Source organism: Mumia xiangluensis, from assembly GCF_010994095.1.
GTDB classification, from domain to species: domain Bacteria; phylum Actinomycetota; class Actinomycetes; order Propionibacteriales; family Nocardioidaceae; genus Mumia; species Mumia xiangluensis.
This window is the reverse complement of record NZ_WJYO01000004.1, coordinates 331,568-350,114: the sequence shown is the minus strand read 5'-3', so window position 1 is coordinate 350,114 and position 18,547 is coordinate 331,568. Positions and strand designations below refer to the sequence as shown.

Genomic DNA, 18,547 nt, shown 5'->3' with positions numbered 1-18,547 from the left:
TTACGATGAGGATATCAACGCAAACGACCCCCTCACCCGATGGGCGAGGGGGTCGTTCCGAGCGAGTGTCAGCCGATCGGCGTACGCAGCACGAACCCGTGCGCGAGGCCGAAGCGCGCGACGAAACCCTGCGCGCGCTCGGGAGCGCGGTCCTTCGACGGTGCGCCCGCCTTCGCCTTCGCCTCCGCCGGCCCGGCCTTCGGGCGCTCGCCGCCCCGGCTCACCGACGCGTCGGCCGAGCGCTCCGCCGCCGCAGGGGTCCGCGCGGCCTTCGCCTTCGCCGTACGCGCTGCGGCGACGCGGGCGAGCGCCGACTGCGGCGGCGCGAGTCGTTCGGCGACGGCGCGCGGTGCGACGTTCACGTCGACCCGTCCCGGCACGCCGGCGACGCGACCCGAGTCCGAGTGCTGCCAGATCGCGTACCTGCGCCAGGGACCGGGGACCGTCGGGCTCTTCGTCTCGTAGTGGGCGACCCACAGCGGATACTTCGAGAACGCCTGGGAGCCCGCGACCGAGCCCTTCCAGAACCCCGGGCCCGTGTAGAGGATCGGACGCTCACCGGTGGCACGCTCGACCGTCGCGAGCCAGGTGCGGGACCAGGCGCGCAGGTGGGCGCGCGATCGCCCGTCGGTGGTCTCGAGGTCGAGCACGAGCATCGGCGACCGCACACCGGTGCGGCGCACCTCGCGCAGGAAGTGCTGGGCCTGCCGACGGGCTGAGGAGGACGGCCGCGCGAAGTGGTAGAAGCCCGTGGCGAGCCCGGCGCGCGCGCTTGCGCGGCCGTCTGCCCTGGCCCACTCGTTCACGAAGCCACGACCTTCGGTGGCCTTGATGAACGCGTACGTGAAGCCGGCGCGGCGGACCTTCGTGAAGTTGATGGCGCGGTTGCGGGGGTGCTGGTGCCCGGACACGTCGATGCCACGAGCAGCGCCTACGCGGTGCTCGTCGGCGATCGATGCGGGAGCCGCCGCGTGGACGGCCGTCGCTGCGGACGCGGAGGAGGGGAGGGCGAGCGCTGCCGCGCCGAGCGCGACGCCGAGCGCCAGCAGGACCACGAGAGCGCGGCGTGCTGCGAGGGCGAGGAGGGGTGTTGCCATGGGGGTCTGTTCCTGTGCGGATCTCGGGAACCACGACCGCCGGAGAGCACGCTGAAACGACCGGGCTCAAGCTCGGCAATCTCGGGGTGCTCGTACGGCCCGGGGGTCACGGCGTACGGATCTCCGACGCAGGATTGCGCCGGACGGTCAGGAGCGGATGTTCGTCACCCCGCGGCAGATACAGCAGCGCGTACGGCCAAGCTCGGCCGCTTCTCCTTTTGGACGACTGTACATATCCACCCAAATCGGACATCGCTGACGAAGGATCAGACATTGTGCTCGGGATCACGACCACGATGTCTGGTCTTCCGTCAGCGCCAGCCTGCGTTTCGGAAGAGCCGCACCAGCTGGTCACCCACCGCGTCCTGCTCGTGGCGTACGGCGTACGAGCTGAAGATCAACAGCTTCGGTCCACCGATCACGATCTCGTTCGCCCGCATGAGGTCCGAATCCCACTGGAGGACCCGCATGTGCGGGATCCCATGGATCTCGCACGCCACTCCGTACGCATCCCACGCGACGTCCAGGTAGAAGCGGCCGTCGGCGCGGCGTACGGGCCTTTGGCGCGTCGGTTCCGGCAGGTGGAGCGAGCGCCGCAGCAGGTCGAAGTCGCGCTCGGGCAACGACTGGATGCCACCGGCGGCATCGAGGTAGGACTCGACGATCAGCGCTCGGTGCCGACACCGTCCGCGGCGAGACAACGCGTCGCGCAGGTCCGGCGTCCGCACGAGTCCCTGCTGTGCCGTCGCGAGCACGATCACGCGGGCCCGCCGCGGCGCCCGAGACCAGCTCGCGGCATCGACGACGCTCCGTGCCGTCCGGGTCCGCGGCGGCGTACGGACCGGGTTCACGTCGCGCGCGTCGAGGAAGGAGCTCGTGTGGAGGACGACGCCGTCGATCTCAGGGCGGCGGGCGCCGTACGGGACGACGACGAACGTCTTGCCGGGTGGAAATCCCTGCAGGCCGTCCAACTCGAGCGCGGTCAACCCACCGAGCACCGACCTCGGCGGGCAAGCAAGCAGGTGGGCCCACCGACGTTGCTCCGGGGTGAGCGGACCATTGTGGGTCACGACCACGGCGCGGTACGGCTGCGCCCACCGCTGCGCCTTGAGCCGTGACCGGACCCTGCTGCGTCCGAACATCATGGTCGCCTGCTCGGTCGTCAGCACCCCGCATTGCGTCTCCAGCACGGGCGTGAGGTCGTCCTCCATGCGCCGATCGTGGCCGGACTCGCCCGTCGCGCGCTCGCACCCCTGTGAACAACCCGCGCCGCTGACGAAAGACCAGACATCGTCACCAGGATCGCGGCCACGATGTCTGTTCTTTCGTCCGACGCGGCCGGGACCGCGTCAGCGCACGACCGCGACGCTGCAGCGCGCGTGGTGCAGGAGCCGCTGGCTCACCGAGCCGAGCAGCATGCCCTCGAACGCGCCCCGCCCGCGGGAGCCCACCACGACCAGCGCCGCGGTCTGCGACGCGTCGGCGAGCGCGACCGACGCCGGCACCGGGACGGCGTCCTGCCGCACCACGACGCCGGGATACCGGGCGGCGTACGGCGCCACGACCTCGGCCAGCAGCGCCTCCCCCGCAGCGATCTCCTCACCGACGTTCGTCGGGATGTATCCCGACAGCGTCGCGGGGCTCGACGCGGAGGTCCGGAACCCGTAGACGACGCTCAGCTCGACCCCCGTCGCAGCGGCGTACGCGAACGCCCAGTCGAGCGCAGGACCGCTCTCCTCCGAGCCGTCCGTGCCCACGACGATGTGGTCGGCGTCGGGCCGCTCCTGCTCGCGCACCACGACCACGGGGCACGCCGCGTGACGGGCCACGTGCTGACTGACCGAGCCCACCACGAGGTCGGCGATCGTCCCGTGGCCCTGGCTCCCCATCACGACCGCTCTCGCGCCCTCGGACGCCCGGACGAGCTGCTCGACGGGCTTGCCGGGATGCACGTTGACGTCGTACGTCAGAGCGCCGTCGGCCTCGAGGATCCCCCGCGCCTCGGCGACGAGGCTCTCCTCGACCTCGTCGGCCGCCTCGGACGCCGCGAGGTCTTCGGGGATCACCCCGACCGCCGACAGCGGCGCCCCGACCGCGCGGGCGTACGCCACCGCCCAGTGCAGTGCGCGGATGCTGTGGTCAGAACCGTCGATGCCTACGAGGACAGGTGCCGTGTCGTCAGTCATGTTCCCAGCATGCCCTCAACCGCGTCCGGGCGGCGACCGGCCCGGCCCACCGGCTTCGCACCTAGACTGGGTGGGTGACCACGACATCTTCAGGCATCGGCAGCGCCGCCGACGTCCTGGCCGTCCTCCGCGACCTCCCCGGGGTCGATCAGGTCGGCCTCGAGGCGCGCGCCGCCGCCCTCTCGACCCGATCGATCAAGAAGGACGCCAAGCGCACCGCGATCGACCTCGCCATCTCGATGGTCGATCTCACGACCCTCGAGGGCGCCGACACCCCCGGCAAGGTCCGCTCGCTGGCCGCCAAGGCGCTGCGCCCCGACCCCACGGACCCGACCTGCCCGCAGGTCGCTGCGGTGTGCGTGTATCCCGACCTGGTCGCGACCGCACGCGAGGCTCTCGGCGACGCGCCGATCGGCGTCGCCAGCGTCGCCACCGCCTTCCCGTCCGGGCGAGCGCCGCTGGACGTCAAGATCACCGACACCGAGTACGCCGTCGCCGCCGGAGCGAGCGAGATCGACATGGTCATCGACCGCGGCGCGTTCCTGGCCGGGGACCTCCTGAAGGTCGCCGAGGAGATCGTCGCCGTCCGTGCGGCGTGCGAGCGCGGCGACGGCACGCACGCCCACCTCAAGGTCATCCTCGAGACCGGCGAGCTCGCGACGTACGACGCGGTGCGCCGCGCCTCGTGGTTGTCGATGCTGGCAGGCGCAGACTTCATCAAGACGAGCACCGGCAAGGTCTCCCCCGCGGCGACGCTGCCGGTCACGCTGCTCATGCTCGAGGCCGTCCGCGACTACCGCGACGCCACGGGCCGCCAGGTCGGCGTGAAGCCCGCCGGAGGCATCCGTACCACCAAGGACGCCATCAAGTACCTCGTCACGGTCAACGAGACCGCCGGCCTCGACTGGATGACGCCGACCTGGTTCCGGTTCGGCGCGTCGAGCCTGCTCAACGACCTGTTGATGCAACGCCAGAAGCTCGAGACCGGCCGCTACTCCGGCGCCGACTACGTGACGATCGACTGAGAGGGAGACAGATGGCTGACCACATGGTTCCTCCGACGCCCCTCGAGTACGCTCCGGCGCCCGAGTCACGCTCGATCGTCGACCTCGAGCCGTCGTACGGGTTGTTCATCGACGGCGCCTTCACCGACGGCACCGACGGCGGCACGTTCAAGACCGTCAACCCGGCGACCGAGGAGGTGCTGGCCGAGGTCACCGAGGCCACCCCCGCCGACGTCGACCTCGCGGTGGCCGCGGCCCGGCGTGCGTTCCGCAGCTGGTCGCGGATGCCCGGACGCGAGCGCGCCAAGTACCTCTACCGGATCGCCCGCATCATCGCCGAGCGCAGCCGCGAGCTGGCCGTGCTCGAGTCGCTCGACAACGGCAAGCCGATCAAGGAGTCGCGCGACGTCGACGTCCCGCTCGTCTCGCAGTGGTTCTTCTACTACGCGGGGTGGGCCGACAAGCTGTCGTACGCCGGCGCGGGCCCGAACCCTCGCCCGCTCGGGGTCGCCGCCCAGGTGATCCCGTGGAACTTCCCGCTGCTGATGCTCAGCTGGAAGATCGCGCCCGCGCTCGCCGCCGGCAACACCGTCGTCCTCAAGCCGGCCGAGACCACGCCGCTGACTGCGCTGCTGTTCGCGGAGATCTGCCAGCAGGCCGACCTCCCGCCGGGTGTCGTCAACATCGTGACCGGCGCCGGCGCGACCGGCGAGGCGCTCGTGTCGCACCCGGACGTGGACAAGGTGGCCTTCACCGGCTCCACCGACGTCGGTCGCAGCATCGCGCGCGCCGTCGCCGGCACCGAGAAGAAGCTCACCCTCGAGCTCGGTGGCAAGGCCGCCAACATCGTCTTCGACGACGCCCCGATGGACCAGGCGATCGAGGGCATCGTGTCGGGCATCTTCTTCAACCAGGGCCACGTCTGCTGCGCGGGCTCGCGGCTGCTGGTGCAGGAGAACGTCTACGACGAGGTCATGGAGCGCCTCAAGCGCCGGATGACCACACTCCGGGTCGGCGACCCGCTCGACAAGAACACCGACATCGGCGCGATCAACTCGCGCGAGCAGCTCCAGCGGATCACCGCGCTCGCCGAGGTCGGTGACGCGGAGGGCGCCGAGCGCTGGTCGCCGCCGTGCGAGCTGCCGAGCTCCGGCTTCTGGTACGCACCCACCGTCTTCACCGGTGTCACGCAGGCGCACCGCATCGCGCGCGAGGAGATCTTCGGTCCCGTGCTGTCGGTGCTGACGTTCCGGACGCCGGACGAGGCGATCGCCAAGGCCAACAACACGCCGTACGGCCTGTCGGCCGGGGTGTGGACCGAGAAGGGCTCGCGGATCCTCGCGATGGCCGACCGGCTGCGCGCCGGTGTCGTCTGGGCCAACACGTTCAACAAGTTCGATCCGGCGTCGCCGTTCGGCGGCTACAAGGAGTCCGGCTACGGCCGCGAGGGCGGCAAGCAGGGTCTCGCCGCGTACCTGCAGGAAGGTGAGGGCCAGTGAGCCGGCTCGACGTGCGCAAGACGTACAAGCTCTACATCGGTGGCGCGTTCCCCCGCTCGGAGTCAGGCCACACCTACGAGGTGCTCGACACCCAGGGGCGGTTCCTCGCGAACGCCGCCAAGGCGTCCCGCAAGGACGCGCGCGACGCCGTCGGGGCAGCTCGCAAGGCGTTCGGCGGCTGGAGCTCACGCACCCCGTACAACCGCGGCCAGATCCTCTACCGCGTCGCCGAGATGATCGAGGGGCGTCACGACCAGTTCACCGCCGACGTCGTCGCCGCCGAGGGGCTCACCAAGGCGCAGGCGACCAAGGTCGTGGACGCGGCGATCGACCGCTGGGTCTGGTACGCGGGCTGGGCCGACAAGCTCGCCCAGGTCACGGGCAACGCGAACCAGGTCGCCGGTCCGTTCTTCAACCTGTCCTCGCCCGAGCCGACCGGTGTCGTGGCCGTCGTCGCGCCCGCCGACGACAGTCTCCTGGGCCTCGTGAGCGTCGTCGCCCCGGCCATCGTCTCCGGCAACACGGTCGTCGTCGTGACCTCGTACGATCGGCCGCTGCCGGCGATCACGCTGTCCGAGGTCCTCGCGACCTCCGACCTCCCCGGCGGGGTCGTCAACGTGCTGACCGGCGACGCCACGGAGCTCGGCCCGTGGCTCGCGGGCCACCTCGACGTGAACGCGCTCGACCTCACCGGCGTCGACGGCGCCGAGGTCGCCGCCGATCTCGAGGCGGAAGCCGCCGTCAACCTCAAGCGGGTGCTGCGACCCAGCAGTCCCGACTGGACGGCCGAGCCGTCGCTCACCCGCATGACGGCCTTCCTCGAGACGAAGACCGTCTGGCACCCTGTCGGCGTGTGAGCACGGAATCCTCCAGCGGCGTCGTCGTCCTCACCGGGCCGTCCGGCTCCGGGAAGTCGCGGGTCGCCGAGCGCAGCGGCCTGCCGGTCGTACGCCTCGACGACTTCTATCGCGACGGCGACGACCCGCTGCTGCCGACGACGACGTTCGGCGACACCACAATCGTCGACTGGGACGACGTCCGTTCCTGGGACGCGATGGCGGCCTGTGACGCCCTTGAAGTGCTGTGCGCGACCGGGACGGTGGAGATGCCGGTCTACGACATCGCACTGAGCCGCCGTACGGGCACCCGGACGCTGACGCTCGGCGACGCCACGACCGTCGCCGCGGAGGGCCTGTTCGCGCACGCGGTCGTCGCCGAGCTCGCGCGGCGCGGTCTGCTCGCCGATGCCGTCTGCGTGCGCCACCACCGGCTCGTCACCTTCGTGCTGCGGCTGGTGCGCGACCTGCGCGAGAAGCGCAAACCGCTCCCCGTCCTGCTGCGCCGCGGCTGGCACCTCATGCAGGAGGAGCCTGCCGTCGTCGCGGAGGCCGTGGCGCACGGCTGCCGGCCGATGACGCCCCGTCAGGCAGAACGCCACCTGGCCGTGGTCGTCGCCGCGACCCGCGACCGGGGGCCACGGGCCTGACGGGTCAGTAGCGGGCCTGGAGCGCGTTGATGAACACGTCCACGATCTCGTCGGGCTCCCGCGCCAGGTAGACCTGGCCGCCGGTCGCCTGAGCGATCTTCTGGAGCGTGAACGCGTCGGCGTCCTTCGTGATGCCGATCGCGATCACGACCACTGGCCGAGCGGGGTCACGCTCACGCTTGAGGGCCTCGAGCAGCTTGGCCTCGCTGATGCTGCCCGGGTCGTCGTTGCGGCCACCGGTCAGGATGATGACCGAGTTGACGGCCTTCGGGTCGTACGAGGCCTGCACCGCCCGGTAGGCGGCCAGCGTCGTGTCGTACAGGCTCGTCTTGCCGCCCACCTGCTTGTTGAGCCTGCTGGTCGCGGAGACGATGCGCGCGCGGTGGGTGCTGGTCCCCGACGCCGAGTCGAGACGCCGGATCGGTGCGAGCTCGGTCCAGTTCTTCTTGCTGCCGTTCTTCGCGGCGAGCGCCCACGACCCGAGCGACCAGGAGTTCGGCATCAGACCGAGACCCTTGAGCGCCGCCTGGATGGTGAGCGCCATCTTGGTCGAGCCACCGACCCGTCCGTTCATGGGCTTCGAGACGTCGACGACGGCGAGGGTACGACCGGGCATCGCGATGAGCGACCAGCGTCGGATCGTGTCGGCGACGACCTTCGGGTCCTTGATCGCCATCGGAGCGATCGCGCCGACCGACCGGCCGGTGGACAGCGGGTCGCCGAGCGGCGACCGGAATCCGGCGTCGGCGAAGGCCTCCGCCGAAGCCTTGGCCGTCAACGCGTCACCGAGCTCGGAGGCGGCCTTGGAGATCCCGGGGCGGTCCGTGACCGAGGCGAGTGGGTAGCCGAGACCGAGACTCCCGGACTGCGGCACGATCGGGTCGAAGCTCGCGGCGGCCTCACCCGCGGCGTTGAAGGCCTGCTCGCTCACGACAGTGCTTCCGCCTGTCCGAGCGACCGCGGTCAGGAGGGCGGTCGGATCGACCGGCGGCGGGCTGCCCGCCTGGCGCTGCGCGAGCGTCACCTGGGCGGCGCTGACCGTGGAGAACGCCGTCGGTGTCACACCGCGGGCTGCTTCGGCGTACGCCGCGAGCAGCGGAGCCGCTCCCGTGGCGCTCGCCAGCGGGTCGCCGGCCGTGAACGACGGCGTGGTGAGGAGCGCCAGCCAGGTCCTGGGGGCCTCGCCACCCTCCTTCGGCCACGCGACGATGACGGGGGACGAGGCGACCGAGCGTACGACCGTCCTGGGCTCTGCCACACCCTCGACGAGCTGGGTGGAGACGCGCGACAGCCACACGGACGAGTCGGGCACCCACAGGTCGGCGGTGTCGTCGCCGATCGTCACCGCCTGCGCCGTCAGTGCCGGCGCCTCGGCGACCACGTCGTACGACAGGCAGTGATCCGCGCCGGCGCGTGCGGCGGCCGCCGCGACGATCGGCTCGATCTCCGGCGCGACGGCGACGACGAAGGGGTCTCCCCCACCGCAGTCCGCCGAGGCGGAGCGCTCGTCGTCACGCACGACGAACGCGATGGCGAGGACCGCCGCGAGCGCGACGATCCCCAGCCCGACCATGATTCCCCCGCGACCACTCGGGTCCTTGTCCCCGGCGTGTCGCCCGCCCATTGGCTCGCTCCTTGCGTGGTGGTGGAGTTGGCGTCTCTCAGCTGCGGACGCACCGCCCGCTCGGGCGGTGCGTCCAGGCAGCGTGACTAGCCGCGCGACTCCAGTGCCTTGACGAACACCGTCGGGATCTCGTCCGGCTCGCGGGCGATGTAGGACGAGCCACCCGTGGCCTTGGCGATCTTCTCGAGCGCGTCGGCGTCGGCGTCCTCGGTGATGCCGATCGCGACGATGATCACGGGTCGGGCCGGGTCACGCTCGCGCTGCAGCGTGGCGAGGAGCTCCGACAAGGTGAGGCTGTTGGAGTCCTCGTTCTTGCCGTCGGTCATGATCACGACCGAGTTGATGGCCTTCGGGTCGTACTGGGCCTGCACCGTCCGCCACGCCGCGAGCGTCGTGTCGTAGAGGCCGGTCCCGCCGCCGACGAGGGTGGGGTACTCGCGGGTCTTCTGGACGACCACGTCACGGTGCTTGACGCCGTCGGTGACCGCGCCGAGCTTGCGGATGGGCGCCATCTTGCGCCAGTCCTGCTCGCCGTCGAGCTGGTGGGAGAAGGCCCACGCGCCGACCGCCCACGAGTCGGGCATCAGCGACAGTCCGGTCAACGCCGCCTCGACCGTCAGACCCATGCGGGTCGAGTCACCGGCCTGCGCCTCCATGGAGCCGGACACGTCGATCACGGAGAGCATCTGGGCGGGGAGCGCGACGACCGACCACTTGCGCAGCGTCAGCCCGACCATCTGCATGTCTTCGAGCACGATGGGCGTGAAGGCCCCGACGCCTGCCCCCTCGGAGAGCGGCTCGCCGGACGGCTTGCGGAACCCGGCCGTCGCCAGCGACGCGACGCCGTCGGACGAGCCGAGCGCCTCCGCCAGCGCCTTGCCAGCCTGCTCGTTGCCCGGGTTCGACGACACCGCCGCCAACGGGTAGTCGAGCATGATGCTGCCGGTCTTGGGGACGACCTGCACGAACGCGGCGCTGGCCTGCGCCGCGGCGTTGAACACCTGCTCGCTGACGACGGTGCTGCCGCCGGCCTTGGCGACGTCGGTCAGGAGCTCGACCGGGTTCGTCTTCGGTGCGGAGACGGTCTGCCGCTGGGCGATCGACACCATGGCGGCACCGACCTCGTCAGGCTTGCTGACACCCTTGGCGGCCTCCACCTGCGAGGCGAGCAACGGGACCGTAGCCGGCGTCGACGCCAGCGGGTCACCGGCGGTGAACTTCGTGTCCGCCATCGCCTCGAGCCACGTGCCGGGGCGCTCGGACCTGTCCTTGGGCAGCGCGAGCACGACCGGCGAGGTCGCGACGGAGGCCGCGATCGTGGCCGGCCCCTCGGCACCCTCGGCCTGCTGCCCCTGCACACGAGCGATCCAGAGCGAGGAGTCGGGGATCCACAGGTCGGGCTTGTCCTCGCCGATGGCGAGCGACTGCGCGACGAGCGCGGGAGCCTGGGGCTCGACCGTGTACGTGGCGCACGCGTCGTCGCCGACGCGAGCCACGGCATCCTCCACGACGGAGGCGATCTCCGGAGCCACGGCGACGGATACGGCGTGCGTCGTGGAGCACGACGCAACAGCCGGGGTGTCCTCGTCCCTGAGGACGAACACCCCGGTCAGGATGGTGGCGATGACCACAAGTCCGATGCCGTACTGCCACTTACGGCCGGAATCGGACTCCTTGGCCACGGCGTGACGCCCGCCCATTGATTCTCCCTACTTCGTGGCATGTTTCACACACGACTGCGCACAAGGTAGCAGAGTCCGAATCGGGCTATATAGCATAGCCCGGCTTGATCGCATCTTGAATGAGTGCGAGGCGCTCGTCGAAGGGGAGGAACGAGCTCTTCATGGCGTTCACCGTGAACCATCTGAGGTCGTCGAGATCGTAGCCGAACGCGTCGACGAGCAGCGACATCTCTCGCGACATGGACGTCTGGCTCATGAGCCGGTTGTCGGTGTTGATCGTCACCCGGAAGCCCAGGGCCGCGAGCGTGCCGATGGGGTGCTCGGCGATCGACGGCGCCGCACCGGTCTGCACGTTGGACGACGGGCACAGCTCGAGCGGGATGCGCTTGTCACGCACGTACGCGGCGAGACGGCCGAGGCGAGGCGAGTCCGGATCGCTCGTGTCGACGTCGTCGATGATGCGTACGCCGTGGCCGAGCCGGTCGGCGCCGCACCACTGGATCGCCTGCCAGATCGACGGCAGCCCGAACGCCTCGCCGGCGTGGATCGTGAAGTGGGCGTTCTCGCGGTGCAGGTACTCGAAGGCGTCGAGGTGGCGGGTCGGAGGGTAGCCCGCCTCCGCGCCGGCGATGTCGAACCCGACGACGCCCCGGTCGCGGTACGAGACGGCGAGCTCCGCGATCTCGAGCGAGCGTGCCTGGTGCCGCATCGCCGTGAGGATCTGCCGCGGGTGGACGACCTTGCCGCGGCGCGCCGCCTCGGCGACTCCCTGCTCGAAGCCCTCCCGGACGGCGTCGACGGTGTCGGTGAGGGTCAGCCCCTCCCGGAGGTGCTGCTCGGGCGCCCAGCGCACCTCCGCGTACAGGACACCGTCGTCGGCGAGGTCCTCGACGCACTCGCGGGCGACTCGCACGAGGTCGTCGTGCGTCTGCATCACGCCGACGGTGTGCTCGAACGTCTCCAGGTAGCGGACCAGGCTCCCCGACGTCGCTGCGTCGGCGAACCACTGACCGAGCTCTGCGGGGTCGTCGACGGGCAGCTGGTGGCCGGTGCGCTCCGCGATGTCGGCGACCGTCTCCGGGCGGACTCCCCCGTCGAGGTGGTCGTGGAGGAGGACCTTCGGGACGCGCGCGATCTCTTCCGGAGTCACCATCGGGACAGCCTAGTGCGTGTCAGACGATGCGCTCGAGCACCGGCGACTCGGGAACGGACGGGGCAGCGTCGGTGATGTCGTACCCGCCGTCGAGGGCCGCGAGCGCACGCTCGAACCGCTCGGGTGTCTCGGTCTGGAGGGTCATCAACGGCTGACCGGAGCGTACGGCGTCGCCGGGGCGCGCATGCAGGGTGACGCCCGCCGTCGCCTGCACCGCCTCCCCCGGGCGTGACCGACCGGCACCGAGCCGCCATGCGGCGAGCCCGACCGCCATCGCGTCGATGCGTGCCACGTAGCCGTCTCGGTCCGCGGTGACGACGGTGGTCTCCCGCGCGGTCGGGAGGGCGGCGTCGGGGTCGCCTCCCTGGGCGGCGATCATGCGGCGCCAGACGTCCATCGCGCCTCCCGAGGCAAGGACGTCGGCAGGGTCCTTGTCCTCGCGGCCTGCGGCGGAGAGCATCTCGCGGGCGAGCGCGACCGTGAGGTCCACGACGTCGGCGGGCCCACCGCCTGCGAGCACCTCGACGGACTCCGCGACCTCGACCGCGTTGCCTGCGGTGAGTCCGAGCGGCGTCGACATGTCGGTGACGAGCGCACGCGTGTCGACGCCTGCCGCCTTGCCGAGGGCGACCATCGTGCGGGCGAGCTCGCGTGCCTTGTCGAGGTCCTTCATGAACGCGCCCGACCCGACCTTCACGTCGAGGACCAGCGAGCCCGTGCCCTCGGCGATCTTCTTGCTCATGATCGAGCTCGCGATCAGCGGGATCGACTCGACCGTGCCCGTCACGTCGCGCAGCGCGTACAGCTTCTTGTCCGCCGGCGCGAGCCCGGCGCCGGCGGCGCAGATCACCGCGCCGACGTCCTCGAGCTGCGCCAGCATCTCCTCGTTGGTGAGGTCGGCCCGCCAGCCGGGGATCGCCTCGAGCTTGTCAAGGGTGCCGCCGGTGTGTCCGAGCCCGCGGCCCGACAGCTGCGGCACCGCGACCCCGCACGCGGCGACCAGCGGCGCGAGCGGGAGCGTGATCTTGTCGCCCACACCGCCCGTGGAGTGCTTGTCCGACGTCGGCCAGGAGAGCCCAGAGAAGTCCATCCGCTCGCCGCTGCGGATCATCGCGTCCGTCCAGCGGGCGATCTCGGGGAACTCCATGCCGTTGAGGACGATCGCCATCGCCAGCGACGCCATCTGGACGTCGGCCACCTCGCCGGAGGTGAAGCCGTCCACCACCCAGTCGATCTGCGAGTCGCTGAGCACGTGCCCGTCGCGCTTCGCCGCGATCACCTCGACCGCGTCGTGCCGTGCTGCCGTCATGCTGCTGCCTCCCCGAGGTCGACCTGGACCGACTCGAATCCTCGCAGCACCCACGTCGGGCGGCGCGGTGCGACACCCGTCAGCGCGAGTCGCGGGAACCGCTCGAGCAGCCGGGTGAGCGTGATGTCGAGCTCCATGCGCGCGAGCGGCGCCCCGAGGCAGAAGTGCAGGCCCATCCCGAAGCCGACGTGCGGGTTCGGGTCGCGCGCGACGTCGAAGCGGTCGGCGTCGGCGAACACGGCGGCGTCGCGGTTGGCCGAGCCCATCAGGCACGCGACCTTCTGTCCGGTCTGCACCGTCGTCCCCGCCACGTCGACGTCGGCGGTCGCCGTGCGCTCGAACAGCTGCAGCGGGGCGTCGTAGCGGATCAGCTCCTCGAGGGCGGTCGGCACCGACACCTCCCCGGTCAGCACGCGGTCGCGCTGCTCGGGGTGCGACAGGAGGGCGTGCAGGCCGTTGCCGAACACGTTGACCGAGGCCTCGTGGCCCGCGTTGAGCAGAAGCACGACCGTGGCGACCAGCTCGTCCTCGCTGAGGCGTGCGGCGCCCCCCGACTCCGTGTCGCGCTCGGCGATCAGGTCGGACAGGAGGTCTTCGCCACGGATGCCGCGCGCCATCTCCGCCTTGCGCTCGTTCACCAGCTCGGCGACGTACGCGCTGAACGCGACGCTGCCGACGATGGCCTCACGCTTGGTCGCCTCGTCGACACCCTCCTCGTACATGTGCACGATCGACTGCGACCAGGCACGCAGCTGGGCGTGGTCGTCGCCGGGGACGCCGAGCAGGTCGCAGATCACGTAGACCGGCAGCGGCTCGGCGTACTCGCCGAGGATGTCGGCGGTGCCCCCCAGTCCGTCGAGCAGGCGCGCGGTGAGCGCCTCGACACGCGGCCGCATCCGCTCCACGTGGCCGCGCCCGAACGCGCCCGCCACGAGCCGCCGCAGCCGCGTGTGCGCCGGGGGCTCGTTCTCCATCATCTGGTTGCGGTGGAGCGCGTTGAACGGCTCCATGTCGTCGGTCGGCTCCCAGTCCTCCCAGATCCGCCCGAGACGCCGGTTGCGCAGCGTCTGGCTGACGGCGTCGTGGGTGGTCGCGAGCCACCGCTGGCTGGGCTCGTGCCAGAGCATCGGGCCGGCGGCCCGGAGCTCGGCGAGGACGGGGTAGGGGTCGGCGACGAACCCTGGGTCGCTGAGGTCGACGTGGGTGGTGTTCACGTCTCCATCATCGCCCGTGGCCTCAGGACTGGGTCGCCAGGTCGTCGTCGTCGAACGCGTCGGGCAGCACGTCGGACATCGTCATGACGCCGCGCGGGCCCTCGAGCAGCATCGCGGCACCGCCGTTCTCCCACAGGATCTGGCGGCACCTCCCGCACGGCATGACCGGGCTGCCGTCGCCGTCCACGCACACGACCGCGACGAGCCGTCCACCACCGGTGGAGTGCAGCGCCGAGACCATCCCGCACTCGGCGCACAGCCCCACGCCGTACGCGGCGTTCTCGACGTTGCAGCCGACGACGACACGGCCGTCGTCCACGAGGCCGGCGGCTCCCACGCGGTAGCGGGAGTACGGCGCGTACGCGCGCTCCATGACCGCGACCGCCGCGGCACGCAACGCCTCCCAGTCGACGTCGTCGACCGGGCTCATCCGGCTTCGCCCTTGCGGTACGGCTTGCCGTCCGCGGCAGGCATCCGGAGGCGTTGTGTCCCCAGAGCGAGCACGAGCAGCGTGGCGACGTACGGGGTCATGCCGGCGAACTCGCGCGGCACCTCGTCGCTCAGCAGGAACCAGGCGAGGAACGCCACGCCGACGGCCGCGAACAGAACGGCGTTCTTGCGGTCGCCCTTGCGCAGGCGCAGCACCGTGAAGATGAGGAGCAGCGCTGCGACCAGCAGCAGCAGCGCGTGCACGGCGTCGGCGTTGCGCAGCTGCATCGCGTCGGTGTAGCCGAACATCGTCGCGGCCCCGGCTGCCCCGAACGGACGCCAGTTGCCGAAGATCATGGCCGCCAGGCCGATGTAGCCTCGCCCGCCGGTCTGGCCGGTGACGAACCCGCTCGAGGACACGAGCACGAGCATGTAGCCGCCGAGTCCGGCGAACACGCCCGACACGATGACGGCGACGTACTTGAAGAGGTAGACGTTGACGCCGAGCGTCTCCGCGGCCTGCGGGTTCTCGCCGCACGAGCGCAGGCGCAGGCCGAACGTCGTCTTCCACAGCACCCACGCGGTGAAGAACACGAGGCCCGCGACGATGTAGACCATGATCGAGATGCTGTTCGTGAGCGCTGCGATGAGTGCCGCGAAGTCCGAGATCATGAACCAGTGCTTGTCGGCGAGGTCCGACGCCGCCTCGCCCAGCCACGGGATGTCGACCTTCGGTGGTGTCTCCAGCCCCGTGAGCTGCTTGATGCCACCGCCGTCGAGGTCGCGGAAGTAGGCCTCGGCCAGGAACGCGACCGCACCGGCGCCGATGATGTTGAGCGCCACGCCGGACACGATGTGGTCGACGCCGAACGTCACCGTGGCGATCGCGTGCAGGATGCCGCCGACGGCGCCGAGGAGCGCAGCGCCGATGAGGCCGACCCACGGGCCGTAGTAGTACGTGAAGTAGGCAGCACCCCACGTGCCCAGGATCATCTGGCCCTCGAGCCCGATGTTGACGATGCCGGCACGCTCGGCCCACACACCGCCGAGAGCGGCCAGCAGGATCGGGCAGGTCGCGATGAGTGCGGCCTGGATCGTGCCGACCGAGTCGATCTCGTTCGCGCCGCTGACCACGCGGACCGACGACACCAGGGCGAGGAAGCCGAGCACGAGGAGCAGCCAGCGGTACGACCGCCCGGCCGCGGCCGTCGGGGTGGACGGCGGCGGAGGCATGGTTGCCTCGGGGACCACGGTGCTCATGCCGAGACCTCCTCGGTCGTGGCGCCTGGTCTGGGCGCTTGCGCCACCTCGCGCTCCTCGGCGCGCAGGCGGTAGCGGCGGACGAGCTCGTACGCGATGACGACGGCGAGCACGATGATGCCCTGCGTGATCTGGATGACCTCGACGGAGATCCCCGCCTCGATGGTGAGGCGGTTCGACTGCTCGTTGAGGTAGGCGAACAGCAGCGCGGCGAAGGCGATCGGCAGTGCACGGTTGCGACCGAGCAGCGCGACCGCGATGCCGGTGAAGCCGAGCCCTGCCTGGAAGGTCGTGCCGTAGTAGTGGGCGCTGCCGAACAGCGACGGCATCCAGATCAGCCCGGCGATGCCACCCGAGATCAGCAGGGTGACCATCGTCATCTTCTTGCTGTTCACGCCGCTGGCGATCGCGGCCGACTCCGACTGGCCGGTCGCACGCAGGTCGAACCCGAACCGGGTCTTGTTGAGCACCAGCCAGAAGGACACACCCGCGATCACGGCGAGGAGCCCGAGCGTCCAGACCTCCCCGGCGGCCTTGTCGAACGGCTGCCAGCCCGGGACCTGGCTCGACTCGGGGATCGCCTCCGTACGACGGGAGTCACCGGCCTTGATGCCGTACGTGTTGATCAGGTAGCCCGTGATCGTGATGGCGATCGCGTTGAGCATGATCGTGGAGATGACCTCGCTGACGCCGCGCGTGACGCGCAGCAGGCCGGCGATGCCGGCCCAGGCGGCGCCGACCGCGACCGCGACGAGGAGGGCGCCGATCACGTTCAGCGCGCCGGGCAGGAATGCCGCCCCGGCGAACAGCGCGCCGGCGTACGCGGCCATCCGGTACTGGCCTTCGACGCCGATGTTGAAGAGGTTCATCCGGAAGCCGACCGCAGCAGCGAGGGCTGACAGATAGATCAGCGACGTCTGGTTGGCGATGTTGACCAGGAGACGGTCGGCCGGCCAGGAGAACAGGATGCTGATGAAGTCGCTCGCCGAGCCGCCCGAGATCTGGATGACCAGGCTCGTGACCGCGAGCGAGAAGACGATCGCGAGCAGAGGCGCTGCGAGCGCGATCGCGATGTTCCGCAGCCTGGTCATGCTTCCTCCTGTCCGCCCGTCATGGCCTCACCGAGGTCCTGCGGGGTGACGGTGCGGGGGTCGAACGTGCCGACGAGGCGGCCGCGCAGGATGACTTCGATGCGGTCGGACAACCCGATCAGCTCGTCGAGGTCGGCGGAGATCAGCAGCACGGCGAGGCCTGCCCGCCGGGCCTCCTTGATCTGGTCCCAGATGGCGGCCTGGGCGCCGACGTCGACACCGCGCGTCGGGTGCGCGGCGATGAGCAGGCTCGGCTCCCCGGACAGCTCACGCCCGACGATGAACTTCTGCTGGTTGCCGCCGGACAGCGCACGCGCCATCGTGTCGATGCCGGGGGTGCGCACGTCGTACTGGTCGACGATCCGCTCGGAGTCCTGGCGGGCTCCGCCGCGGTTGATCCAGCCGCGCTTGACGGCGACCTCCTCGTACGCGTGCCCGAGGATGCGGTTCTCCCACAGCGGGGAGTCGAGCAGCAGGCCGTGTCGGTGACGGTCCTCGGGGATGTAGCCGACGCCGGCAGCACGACGCTTGCGCGTGGCCCAGCCCGACATGTCGTCCCCGCCGAGCCGGACCGTGCCCTGGGTGGGCCGCATCGCGAGGATGCCCTCGACCAGCTCGGTCTGCCCGTTGCCCTCGACACCCGCGATGCCGACGACCTCGCCGCGGTGGATCTGCAGGTCGATGCCGTCGAGGATCGTCCGTCCGAACTCGTCGATCATCGTCAGCTGCTCGACCGACAGCTGGACGACGTCGGTGACGGTCGACTCGTCGGTGGCGGGCGACGGCAGCTCCGTGCCGACCATCAGCTCGGCGAGCTGGCGCTTGGTCACGCTCGACGGGTCGGGGTCACCGACGGTCGTGCCGCGACGCATCACGGTGATCGCGTCAGCGACGGCGAGCACCTCGTCGAGCTTGTGGGAGATGAACAAGAGCGTGTGGCCCTGCTCCTTCAGTCCATTGAGGTTCGCGAAGAGCGCGTCGACCTCCTGCGGGACCAGCACGGCCGTGGGCTCGTCGAGGATGATGATCTTGGCGCCGCGATAGAGGACCTTGAGGATCTCCAGGCGCTGCCGGGCGGCCACTCCGAGCGACTCGACGAGCACGTCGGGGTCGAGCCCGAACCCGAAACGGTCGGAGATCGCACGGACCTCGGCACGGGCCTTCGCGCCGGTGCCGTGCAGCTTCTCGGCGCCGAGGACGACGTTCTCGAGGACGGTGAGGTTGTCCGCCAGCATGAAGTGCTGGAACACCATGCCGATGCCCTGCGCGATCGCGTCCGAAGGGGTGGAGAACTCCACCGTCTCGCCGTTGATCGTGATCGTGCCGGCGTCGGGCTTCTGGACGCCGTACAGGATCTTCATCAACGTCGACTTGCCGGCACCGTTCTCGCCGACGAGGGCGTGCACGGTGCCGGGTGCGATCTGCAGGTTGACGTCGTGGTTCGCGATCACGCCGGGGAATCGCTTCTCGATTCCTCGGAGCTCCACCGCGGAGGTCGTCATCGTGCTCCTTC

Annotated in this window: 16 protein-coding genes; 4 read left to right on the top strand and 12 right to left on the bottom strand. The window is 70.7% G+C overall.

From position 1 onward, the window contains the following. Positions 1 to 68 precede the first annotated feature (68 nt). The 3 genes from GH747_RS14760 to GH747_RS14750 form a co-directional block, all read right to left on the bottom strand. Positions 69 to 1,097 (bottom strand): glycoside hydrolase family 25 protein, encoded by a 1,029-nt coding sequence (locus GH747_RS14760; protein ID WP_153816629.1) that lies wholly within the window; start codon positions 1,095 to 1,097, stop codon positions 69 to 71. Positions 1,098 to 1,408: 311 nt separating this feature from the next. Beyond that, complete coding sequence (locus tag GH747_RS14755; protein ID WP_149770353.1) at positions 1,409 to 2,308, bottom strand: hypothetical protein; 900 nt, start codon at positions 2,306 to 2,308, stop codon at positions 1,409 to 1,411. 138 nt (positions 2,309 to 2,446) lie between these two features. Beyond that, the gene (locus GH747_RS14750; RefSeq protein ID WP_149770352.1) at positions 2,447 to 3,283 is read right to left on the bottom strand and encodes a universal stress protein; all 837 of its coding nucleotides are present in this window, start codon (positions 3,281 to 3,283) and stop codon (positions 2,447 to 2,449) included. A gap of 74 nt (positions 3,284 to 3,357) precedes the next feature. Here GH747_RS14750 and deoC point away from each other — a divergent pair, with 74 nt between their 5' ends. Genes deoC through GH747_RS14730 form a run of 4 tightly spaced genes read left to right on the top strand, consistent with a single transcriptional unit; the run spans position 3,358 to position 7,272 of the window. Beyond that, complete coding sequence (gene deoC / locus GH747_RS14745) at positions 3,358 to 4,308, top strand: deoxyribose-phosphate aldolase (protein ID WP_149770351.1); 951 nt, start codon at positions 3,358 to 3,360, stop codon at positions 4,306 to 4,308. 11 nt (positions 4,309 to 4,319) lie between these two features. Next, positions 4,320 to 5,786 (top strand): aldehyde dehydrogenase family protein, encoded by a 1,467-nt coding sequence (locus GH747_RS14740; RefSeq protein ID WP_228552938.1) that lies wholly within the window; start codon positions 4,320 to 4,322, stop codon positions 5,784 to 5,786. Further along, positions 5,783 to 6,643, top strand: coding sequence for an aldehyde dehydrogenase family protein (locus tag GH747_RS14735; RefSeq protein ID WP_149770350.1), 861 nt, complete (start codon positions 5,783 to 5,785; stop codon positions 6,641 to 6,643). Before GH747_RS14740 ends, GH747_RS14735 begins: the two co-directional genes overlap by 4 nt. After that, positions 6,640 to 7,272: a nucleoside/nucleotide kinase family protein gene (locus GH747_RS14730; RefSeq protein WP_149770349.1), complete on the top strand. Its 633-nt coding sequence runs from the start codon at positions 6,640 to 6,642 to the stop codon at positions 7,270 to 7,272. Before GH747_RS14735 ends, GH747_RS14730 begins: the two co-directional genes overlap by 4 nt. 4 nt (positions 7,273 to 7,276) lie before the next feature. Here GH747_RS14730 and GH747_RS14725 read toward each other — a convergent pair whose 3' ends face one another. The 9 genes from GH747_RS14725 to GH747_RS14685 form a co-directional block, all read right to left on the bottom strand. After that, entirely contained in the window at positions 7,277 to 8,896 is a 1,620-nt protein-coding gene (locus GH747_RS14725) for a VWA domain-containing protein (RefSeq protein ID WP_149770348.1), read from the bottom strand. Between the two features lie 86 nt (positions 8,897 to 8,982). Beyond that, positions 8,983 to 10,596, bottom strand: coding sequence for a substrate-binding domain-containing protein (locus GH747_RS14720; protein ID WP_149770347.1), 1,614 nt, complete (start codon positions 10,594 to 10,596; stop codon positions 8,983 to 8,985). 67 nt (positions 10,597 to 10,663) lie between these two features. After that, entirely contained in the window at positions 10,664 to 11,731 is a 1,068-nt protein-coding gene (locus GH747_RS14715; protein WP_149770346.1) for an adenosine deaminase, read from the bottom strand. Positions 11,732 to 11,750: 19 nt separating this feature from the next. Beyond that, positions 11,751 to 13,040, bottom strand: coding sequence for a thymidine phosphorylase (locus GH747_RS14710; protein WP_149770345.1), 1,290 nt, complete (start codon positions 13,038 to 13,040; stop codon positions 11,751 to 11,753). Beyond that, positions 13,037 to 14,254, bottom strand: coding sequence for a cytochrome P450 (locus GH747_RS14705; RefSeq protein WP_228552937.1), 1,218 nt, complete (start codon positions 14,252 to 14,254; stop codon positions 13,037 to 13,039). The genes GH747_RS14710 and GH747_RS14705 overlap by 4 nt, the downstream gene beginning before the upstream one ends. A 22-nt stretch (positions 14,255 to 14,276) precedes the next feature. Continuing rightward, positions 14,277 to 14,684 carry a cytidine deaminase gene (locus tag GH747_RS14700; protein WP_149770344.1) on the bottom strand — a complete coding sequence of 136 codons (408 nt, stop codon included), beginning with the start codon at positions 14,682 to 14,684 and terminating at the stop codon, positions 14,277 to 14,279. Continuing rightward, positions 14,681 to 15,943: an ABC transporter permease gene (locus tag GH747_RS14695; protein ID WP_149770343.1), complete on the bottom strand. Its 1,263-nt coding sequence runs from the start codon at positions 15,941 to 15,943 to the stop codon at positions 14,681 to 14,683. Before GH747_RS14695 ends, GH747_RS14700 begins: the two co-directional genes overlap by 4 nt. Beyond that, a complete protein-coding gene (locus tag GH747_RS14690; RefSeq protein WP_149770342.1) occupies positions 15,940 to 17,034 on the bottom strand; it encodes an ABC transporter permease in 1,095 nt (364 codons plus the stop codon). The genes GH747_RS14695 and GH747_RS14690 overlap by 4 nt, the downstream gene beginning before the upstream one ends. Then, positions 17,031 to 18,536 (bottom strand): ABC transporter ATP-binding protein, encoded by a 1,506-nt coding sequence (locus GH747_RS14685; RefSeq protein ID WP_149770341.1) that lies wholly within the window; start codon positions 18,534 to 18,536, stop codon positions 17,031 to 17,033. Before GH747_RS14685 ends, GH747_RS14690 begins: the two co-directional genes overlap by 4 nt. Positions 18,537 to 18,547: the final 11 nt, after the last annotated feature.